Source organism: Kitasatospora sp. NPDC036755 (assembly GCF_040636595.1).
GTDB lineage: Bacteria > Actinomycetota > Actinomycetes > Streptomycetales > Streptomycetaceae > Kitasatospora.
On the sequence record NZ_JBEZUT010000380.1, the window covers coordinates 1 to 7,705 of the forward strand.

Genomic DNA, 7,705 nt, shown 5'->3' on the forward strand with positions numbered 1-7,705 from the left:
GTGTGGGCCGGCCCGGCACCGCGCGTGTGCGGCGGGCCGCACGGCGGGCCGGCAGGCGGGTCGGGCCGCAGGTCGGCGGGGCCGAGGGTGGGTTACCCGGGGGGAAGGTGCACGGAGCCAGCGCGGCCTGGCAGACTCGTCCCGTCACCACCGCGGTCGACAATGTCGACCGCCTGTCAGCGCGGAGGTTCCCATGCCCGGCCCGATCCAGTCGCTTTCCCGGGCCGCCGCGATCATGCGCCTGCTGGCCGGCGGCGAGCGCCGGCTGGGCCTGTCCGAGGTCGCGACGGCGCTGGACCTGGCCAAGGGCACGGCGCACGGCATCCTGCGCACGCTGCAACAGGAGGGCTTCGTCGAGCAGGACCCGGAGAGCGGCAAGTACCAGCTGGGCGCCGAGCTGCTGCGGCTGGGGCAGAGCTACCTGGACGTGCACGAGCTGCGGGCGCGGGCCCTGGTGTGGGCGGACGACCTGGCCCGGGCGGCCGGCGAGACGGTCTACCTGGGCGTGCTGCACCAGCAGGGCGTGCTGATCGTGCACCACGTGTTCCGGCCGGACGACACCCGGCAAGTGCTGGAGGTGGGCTCGATGCAGCCGCTGCACAGCACCGCGCTGGGCAAGGTGCTGGTGGCCTACGACCCGGTCGCGCGCGGGGAGTTGGGCGACAGCCCGTACGAGTCGTACACCGTGCGGACGCTGACCGAGGCCGCCGACGTGGACGCCGAGTGCGCGCTGATCCGGGAGCGCGGCTGGGCGGACTCGATCGAGGAGACCTGGGAGGGCGTGGCCTCGATCGGCGCGCTGATCCAGGACCGGCGGCGCAACCCGGTGGGCGCGGTGTGCATCAGCGGGGCGGTCGAGCGGGTCTGCGAGGACGGCTTCGTGAAGCCCTCGCTGGTGGCCTCGGTGCGCAGCGCGGCGCGGGCGATCTCCCGCGACCTGGGCGCCGGGCGGTTCTGAGCGCGGCGACTCCGGGCGGCGGCGGTCCTGGGCACGGCGGTCCTGAGCGAGGCGGTTCCGACCGCCCTTCCGAGCACATCCACGGGCGGCTCGCCGAGAGCCGCCGATTCGTCACGCTGAGGCGCGGACGGGCGGGAGGCCTGTCCGCGCCTCTGGCGTTTTGTCCTGTTTCGACGCGCTCCGCTCGGTAACGTCGACGGACCGGTCAAGGTGAGGGTCACAGCTCCGTAACCCCGCCTTGACGTGGGGCCGACCTGGGGAGGAAGCTTCCGCATGACGGTCGACATTGTCGAACAGTGGCCGGAGAGATCACTCCCACAGTGAGCTCACCCGCACGACGATCGACCGATCGCCTGCCCCCACCACCCTCCGGGCCATATGGACAAGGGAGTCTTTGTGTCCGCGTTCTCCAACGGCGACGTCTTCGTCGGCGAAACCCTCGGCACCGCCGCCCTGATACTTCTCGGCGGTGGCGTCTGCGCCGCCGTGACCCTCAAGAAGTCGAAGGCCCTCAACGCCGGCTGGCTGGCGATCACCTTCGGCTGGGGCTTCGCGGTCCTCATCGCCGCCTACATGTCGGCTCCGAAGTCCGGTGCCCACCTCAACCCCGCCGTCACCATCGCGCTCGCGGTCAAGAGCGGCGAGTGGAGCCAGGTGCCGCTCTACCTGGGCTCCCAGCTGCTCGGCGCGATCATCGGCGCCGTGCTGGTCTGGGCCACCTACCTGGGCCAGTTCAACGAGAACAAGGAGCCGACCCTCGGCATCTTCTCGACCGGCCCGGAGATCCGGAACCCGATCCAGAACGTGATCACCGAGGTCATCGGCACGTTCGTGCTCTGCTTCGCGATCCTCACCATCGGCACCAACTCCGGCCTCTCCCAGTCCGGCACCGGCACCCTGATGGTCGCCTTCACCGTCGTCGGCATCGGCCTCTCGCTGGGCGGCCCGACCGGCTACGCGATCAACCCGGCCCGTGACCTCGGCCCCCGCATCGCCCACACCCTGCTGCCGATCCCGAACAAGGGCAGCTCCGACTGGTCGTACGCCTGGATCCCGGTCGTCGGCCCGATCCTGGGCGGCCTCGCGGCCGGCGGCGTGTACAACGCCATCTTCTAGGACGGGTTCGACCCCGCCGCACACGGGGACTGACCGAGCGAACGCGTCAGGCCCACCCACCCCGTCACCCCCGAACCCGAGCCGAGGACCCTCCCCATGACCTCCACCGGTAACTACATCGCCGCGATCGACCAGGGCACCACCTCCAGCCGCTGCATCATCTTCGGCGCCGACGGCCGGATCGTCGCCGTCGACCAGCAGGAGCACCGGCAGATCTTCCCCCAGCCCGGCTACGTCGAGCACGACGCCGCCGAGATCTGGACCCGGGTGCAGTCGGTCGTCCGCGGCGCGCTGGAGAAGGCCGGCCTGACCAAGGACGACATCCGCGCGATCGGCATCACCAACCAGCGCGAGACCACCGTCCTGTGGGACAAGAACACCGGCGAGCCCGTGCACAACGCGCTGGTGTGGCAGGACACCCGCACCGAGGGGCTCTGCCGCGAGCTGGGCCGCAACGTCGGCCAGGACCGCTTCCGCCGCGAGACCGGCCTCCCCCTGGCCAGCTACTTCGCCGGCCCGAAGATCCGCTGGCTGCTGGACAACGTCGAGGGCCTGCGCGAGCGCGCCGAGGCCGGCGACATCCTGTTCGGCACCATGGACACCTGGGTGATCTGGAACCTCACCGGCGGTGTCAACGGCGGCAAGCACGTCACGGACGTCACCAACGCCAGCCGCACCATGCTGATGAACCTGCACACCCTGCAGTGGGACGACAAGATCGCCGAGTCGATGGACGTCCCGATGTCCGTCCTGCCGGAGATCCGCTCCTCCGCCGAGGTGTACGGCGAGGCCGTCGGCGACCTGGCCGGCGTCCCGGTCGCCTCCGCGCTCGGCGACCAGCAGGCCGCGCTGTTCGGCCAGACCTGCTTCGACGAGGGCGAGGCCAAGTCCACCTACGGCACCGGCACCTTCCTGCTGCTGAACACCGGCGAGAAGATCGTCAACTCGTACCACGGCCTGCTGACCACCGTCGGCTACCGGATCGGCGACCAGGCCCCGGTGTACGCCCTGGAAGGCTCCATCGCCGTCACCGGCTCGCTCGTCCAGTGGCTGCGCGACCAGCTCGGCATCATCTCCACCGCCGCCGAGATCGAGACCCTCGCCAACACCGTCGAGGACAACGGCGGCGCCTACTTCGTCCCGGCCTTCTCCGGCCTGTTCGCCCCGTACTGGCGCTCCGACGCCCGCGGTGTGATCGCCGGTCTGACCCGGTACGTCACCAAGGGCCACCTGGCCCGGGCCGTCCTGGAGGCCACCGCCTGGCAGACCCGCGAGGTCGTCGACGCCATGCAGAAGGACTCCGGGGTCGAGCTCACCGCCCTCAAGGTCGACGGCGGCATGACCAGCAACAACCTGCTCATGCAGAACATCGCCGACGTCCTGGACGCCCCGGTCGAGCGCCCGTACGTGGCCGAGACCACCGCCCTCGGCGCCGCCTACGCGGCCGGACTCGCCGTCGGCTTCTGGAACGACCTCGACACCCTGCGGGCCAACTGGCACCGCGCCGCCGAGTGGACCCCGCGCATGGACGAGGCCACCCGGGAGCGTGAGTACAAGAAGTGGCTCAAGGCCGTGGAGCGCACCATGGGCTGGGTGGAAGAGGAAGAGAACAACTGACCGACCAGCCGGCCGGGGCCTCGTGCCCCGGCCGGCCGCCCGCTGTTCCGGCAACGGGCGTCACCGTGTTTCACCGGCCCGCCGCACCGGGCCGACCGGCCTCTCCAGCAGGGGCCGCACCGCACCCGAGAGGAGTAACGGCGCCGCTCGACCCGAGCGCCGTACACAACCACCATGGCAACCATCCCGACCCTGGGTGCCGAGCGCACCGCCGGCCACACCGCCTCCCGTGCCGAGACCCGCGAACTGCTCGGCAAGGCCACCTACGACCTGCTGGTGATCGGGGGCGGCATCCTCGGCACGGCCGTCGCCTGGACCGCGTCCCAGGCCGGCCTGAAGGTCGCCATGGTCGACGCCGGCGACTTCGCCGGTGCCACCTCCAGCGCCTCCTCCAAGCTCGTCCACGGCGGTCTGCGCTACCTGCAGACCGGCGCGGTCAAGCTGGTCGCGGAGAACCACAAGGAGCGCCGCGCGCTCTCCACCGACGTGGCCCCGCACCTCGTCAACCCGCTCACCTTCTTCGTGCCGGTCTACAAGGGCGGCCCGCACGGCGCGGCCAAGCTCGGCGCCGGCGTCTTCCTGTACTCGGCGCTGTCCGCCTTCCGCGACGGCATGGGCCGGGTCTCCACCGCCGCCCACGCCGCCCAGCAGGTGCCCGCGCTGCGCACCGAGGGCCTGCGCTCGGTGGCCGTCTACGGCGACCACCAGATGAACGACTCGCGCGTCGCCGTGATGACCGTGCGCGCCGCCGTCGACGCCGGCGCCGTGGTGCTCAACCACGCCGAGGTCACCGGGCTGCGCTTCACCGGCGGCCGGGTCACCGGCGCCGACCTGCGCGACCGCCTGGACGGCAGCGAGTTCGGCATCGACGCCCGCCTGGTGCTGAACGCCACCGGCCCGTGGGTGGACCACCTGCGCAAGATGGAGGACGCCGGCGCCGCGCCGTCGATCCGCCTCTCCAAGGGCGCGCACGTGGTCGTCAAGCGCCGCTCGCCGTGGCGCGCCGCGCTGACCATCCCGATCGACAAGTACCGCGTCTCCTTCGCCATCCCGTGGGAGGACCACGTCCTGCTCGGCACCACCGACGAGGAGTACACCGGCGACCCGAAGGACGTCCGGGCCACCGAGGCGGACATCGACCAGATCATGGGCGAGGCCGCGCACGCGATCCGCGACGAGCACCTCGACCGCGACCTGATCACCTACTCCTTCGCCGGCCTGCGCGTGCTGCCCGGCGGCCCGGGCGACACCGCCGCCGCCAAGCGCGAGACGGTCGTCACCGAGGGCCGCGGCGGGATGCTGTCCGTCTCCGGCGGCAAGTGGACCACCTACCGGCACATCGGCCGCGCGGTGCTGGAGAAGCTGGCCCACGTGCCCGGCACCAGCCTCGGCGAGGACATGTCCCCGATCGCCCCGACCGTCCCGCTGCCGGGCGTCGGCGCGCCGAACGCGGTGGCGCACCGCCTGCTGATCGACCGCGAGCCGGGCTCGCGGATGGAGCCGCTGGTCGCCAAGCACCTCGCCAGCCACTACGGCACCCTGTCCTTCGACATCGCCCGCATGATCGACGAGAACCCGGAGCTCGGCCGGCCGATCCACGAGGACGGTCCGGACGTCTGGGCCCAGGTCGCGTACGCGGCGGACAACGAGTGGGCGTACACCGCGGACGACGTGCTGCGCCGCCGCACCACGATGACGGTGCGCGGGCTGGACACGCCGGAGATCAAGGCCGAGGTCGAGGCCTTCCTCGCGAAGCGCGGGAGCAAGTAGGCACAGCCTCGCGAAGCGCGGGAGCAAGTAAGGCACAGCCTCGCGAAGCGCGGGACCAAGTAGGCACAGCCTCGCGAAGCGCGGGACCAAGTAGGCACAGCCTCGCGAAGCGCCGGAGCAGGCAGGCACCACGCGATTCCGTTGCGGCGGGCGGGCGTTCGGGGTTTCCCCGGGCGCCCGCCCGCCGTTTCGCGTACCGCGGGACCGTCAGACCGGGACGCCCGCCTTGACGACCCGCTTCGGGTGGAGGTCGGACCGGGTGAGCACGGTGAGGTCGGCCAGCGGGTCGCCATCGAGCACCAGCAGGTCGGCGTGGGCGCCCGGGGCGAGGGTGCCGATCTCCCCCGCCATGCCGAGCAGCCGGGCCGCCGTGGTGGTCGCCGAGCGCAGCACGTCCGCGACCGGCTGGACCTGGGCGCGCAGGGTGAACTCCTCCAGCTGGGCCGGGTGCAGCGGGCCGAGCAGGTCGCTGCCGTAGACGAGGTCGACGCCCGCGCGGTGGGCGCGCTCCAGCGCCTCCAGGCCCCGGTCGCGGACCTCGGTGAGCTTCTCGAGGGAGGCGGGCGGCAGACCGGAGGCGGCTCCGAGCCTGGCGGTCTGCTCGTAGGCGACCAGGGTGGGCACCAGGAAGGCCTCCTTCTCCAGCAGCAGGGCGATCGTGCCGTCGTCCAGCAGGTTGCCGTGCTCGACGCAGCGCACCCCGGCCCGCAGGGCGCGGTCGATGGCGCGCGGGTGGTAGGCGTGCACGGTGACGTAGCGGTTGTGGTTGTCGGCCTCCTCCACGGCCGCGCGGATCTCCTCCTCGCTGTACTGGACGGCGCCGATCTCGTCGTGCGGGGAGGCGACGCCTCCGGAGACCAGCACCTTGAGGTGGCGGGCGCCCTTGCGGAACTCGTCCCGGGCGGCGGCCCGCACCGCGTCCACGCCGTCGGCGATCCGGCCGAAGTGCGGGCGGGACTCGCAGCAGGGCAGGGCGTCCTCGCCGAGCGGGCGCAGGTCGCCGTGGCCTCCGGTCTGGGACAGCGCCTTGCCGCCGTGCAGCAGTCGCGGGCCGGGCACCAGGCCCTCGGCCAGCGCGCGGGCCATCCCGTGGTCGGCGCCGCCGACGTCGCGGACGGTGGTGAAGCCGCGGCGCAGCATGCGCTCGGCCTCGGCGAGGGCGCGCACGGTGGCGTAGCCGGGGGTCCAGTTCGCGAGGTCGTGGAAGTCGAGCGAGGTGACCAGCAGGTGGACGTGGGCGTCGATCAGGCCGGGCAGGACGGTGCCGCCGGCCGCGTCGAGAACCCGGACGTCCTCGGTGGCGGTGGGCGGCCGGCCGGTGCCGGTGGCGGCGATCCGGCCGTCGGCGGCCTCCAGCCAGCCGAGGTCGGTGCGGGTTCCGTCCTCGGGGTGGAGCAGGTGGGCGTTGGTGATCAGCAGGCGGCTCACGGTGGCGACCCCTCGTTTCAGTACGTCTCGTATTGAATACGACTCGTACTGAATACACCATGTATCGTGCCCCTGTGAACCCGCCCCCCGCCGACACCGCTCCCCGACCACCCCGACGCCGCGTCCACACCCGGGCCCGGCTGCTCGCCGCGGCGAGCGAGCTGTTCCTCTCCGTGGGCGTCGCCCGGACGAGCATCGAGGACATCTGCGCCGCCGCCGGCTACACCCGAGGCGCCTTCTACTCGAACTTCGGCAGCAAGGAGGAACTGCTGCTGGCGCTCTTCGACGACCAGGCCGCGCAGCGGATGGCCGCGCTGGCGGAACTGGCCGCGGCCTGCGAGGGGCTGGCGCCCCGGGAGCGGGCGGAGCGACTGGTCGAGGCGCTGGTGCGGGTCGAGCCGACGGACGCCGGGTGGATCCTGCTGTTCCTGGAGTTCCGGCTGGTCGCGGCGCGGACGGAGTCGCTGGCCGAGCAGGTCGCCGCGCACGACCGGGCGGTCGCGCGGGCGCTGGCCGGGGTCCTGGAACGGGCGCTGCCGACGCTGGTGCCGCCGGGCGCGAACGCCGTGCAGGCCGCGACGGTGATCCTGGCGGCACGGGAGGGCCTGCTGGCCCGGACGGCGGCGGGCGGCGCGGTCGCCGAGGACCTGCTGGCGGCGACGGCGGCGGTGCTCTCGGGGCTGCTGGACTGACGGCCCGGCCGGCTCACGGGCCCGATGGACCGACGAGCCGGTGGAGACGCCGGCTGGGGGGCCCCCACCACGGTCTGCGGTGGCCCCACCCCGGCGACAGGCGCGGCGCCCGGCGCCCCCCCGG

Annotated in this window: 6 protein-coding genes; 5 read left to right on the forward strand and 1 reads right to left on the reverse strand. The window is 72.8% G+C overall.

Annotation, left to right across the window (positions count from 1 at the left end; genetic code table 11):
• The first annotated feature begins 193 nt into the window (after positions 1-193).
• The 4 genes from AB0E96_RS35630 (at position 194) to AB0E96_RS35645 (ending at position 5,461) form a co-directional block, all read left to right on the forward strand.
• Positions 194-958, forward strand: a complete 765-nt coding sequence (locus AB0E96_RS35630; protein ID WP_359830042.1) for an IclR family transcriptional regulator — start codon at positions 194-196, stop codon at positions 956-958.
• Between the two features lie 396 nt (positions 959-1,354).
• Complete coding sequence (locus tag AB0E96_RS35635) at positions 1,355-2,074, forward strand: MIP/aquaporin family protein (protein ID WP_359830044.1); 720 nt, start codon at positions 1,355-1,357, stop codon at positions 2,072-2,074.
• Positions 2,075-2,170: 96 nt separating this feature from the next.
• Complete coding sequence (gene glpK / locus AB0E96_RS35640; protein WP_359830046.1) at positions 2,171-3,691, forward strand: glycerol kinase GlpK; 1,521 nt, start codon at positions 2,171-2,173, stop codon at positions 3,689-3,691.
• Between the two features lie 174 nt (positions 3,692-3,865).
• Positions 3,866-5,461, forward strand: coding sequence for a glycerol-3-phosphate dehydrogenase/oxidase (locus tag AB0E96_RS35645; protein WP_359830048.1), 1,596 nt, complete (start codon positions 3,866-3,868; stop codon positions 5,459-5,461).
• A 207-nt stretch (positions 5,462-5,668) separates the two neighbouring features.
• Here AB0E96_RS35645 and AB0E96_RS35650 read toward each other — a convergent pair whose 3' ends face one another.
• Entirely contained in the window at positions 5,669-6,889 is a 1,221-nt protein-coding gene (locus AB0E96_RS35650; RefSeq protein ID WP_359830050.1) for an amidohydrolase family protein, read from the reverse strand.
• Between the two features lie 74 nt (positions 6,890-6,963).
• Here AB0E96_RS35650 and AB0E96_RS35655 point away from each other — a divergent pair, with 74 nt between their 5' ends.
• Entirely contained in the window at positions 6,964-7,581 is a 618-nt protein-coding gene (locus AB0E96_RS35655) for a TetR/AcrR family transcriptional regulator (RefSeq protein WP_359830051.1), read from the forward strand.
• The last annotated feature ends 124 nt before the right edge of the window (positions 7,582-7,705 follow it).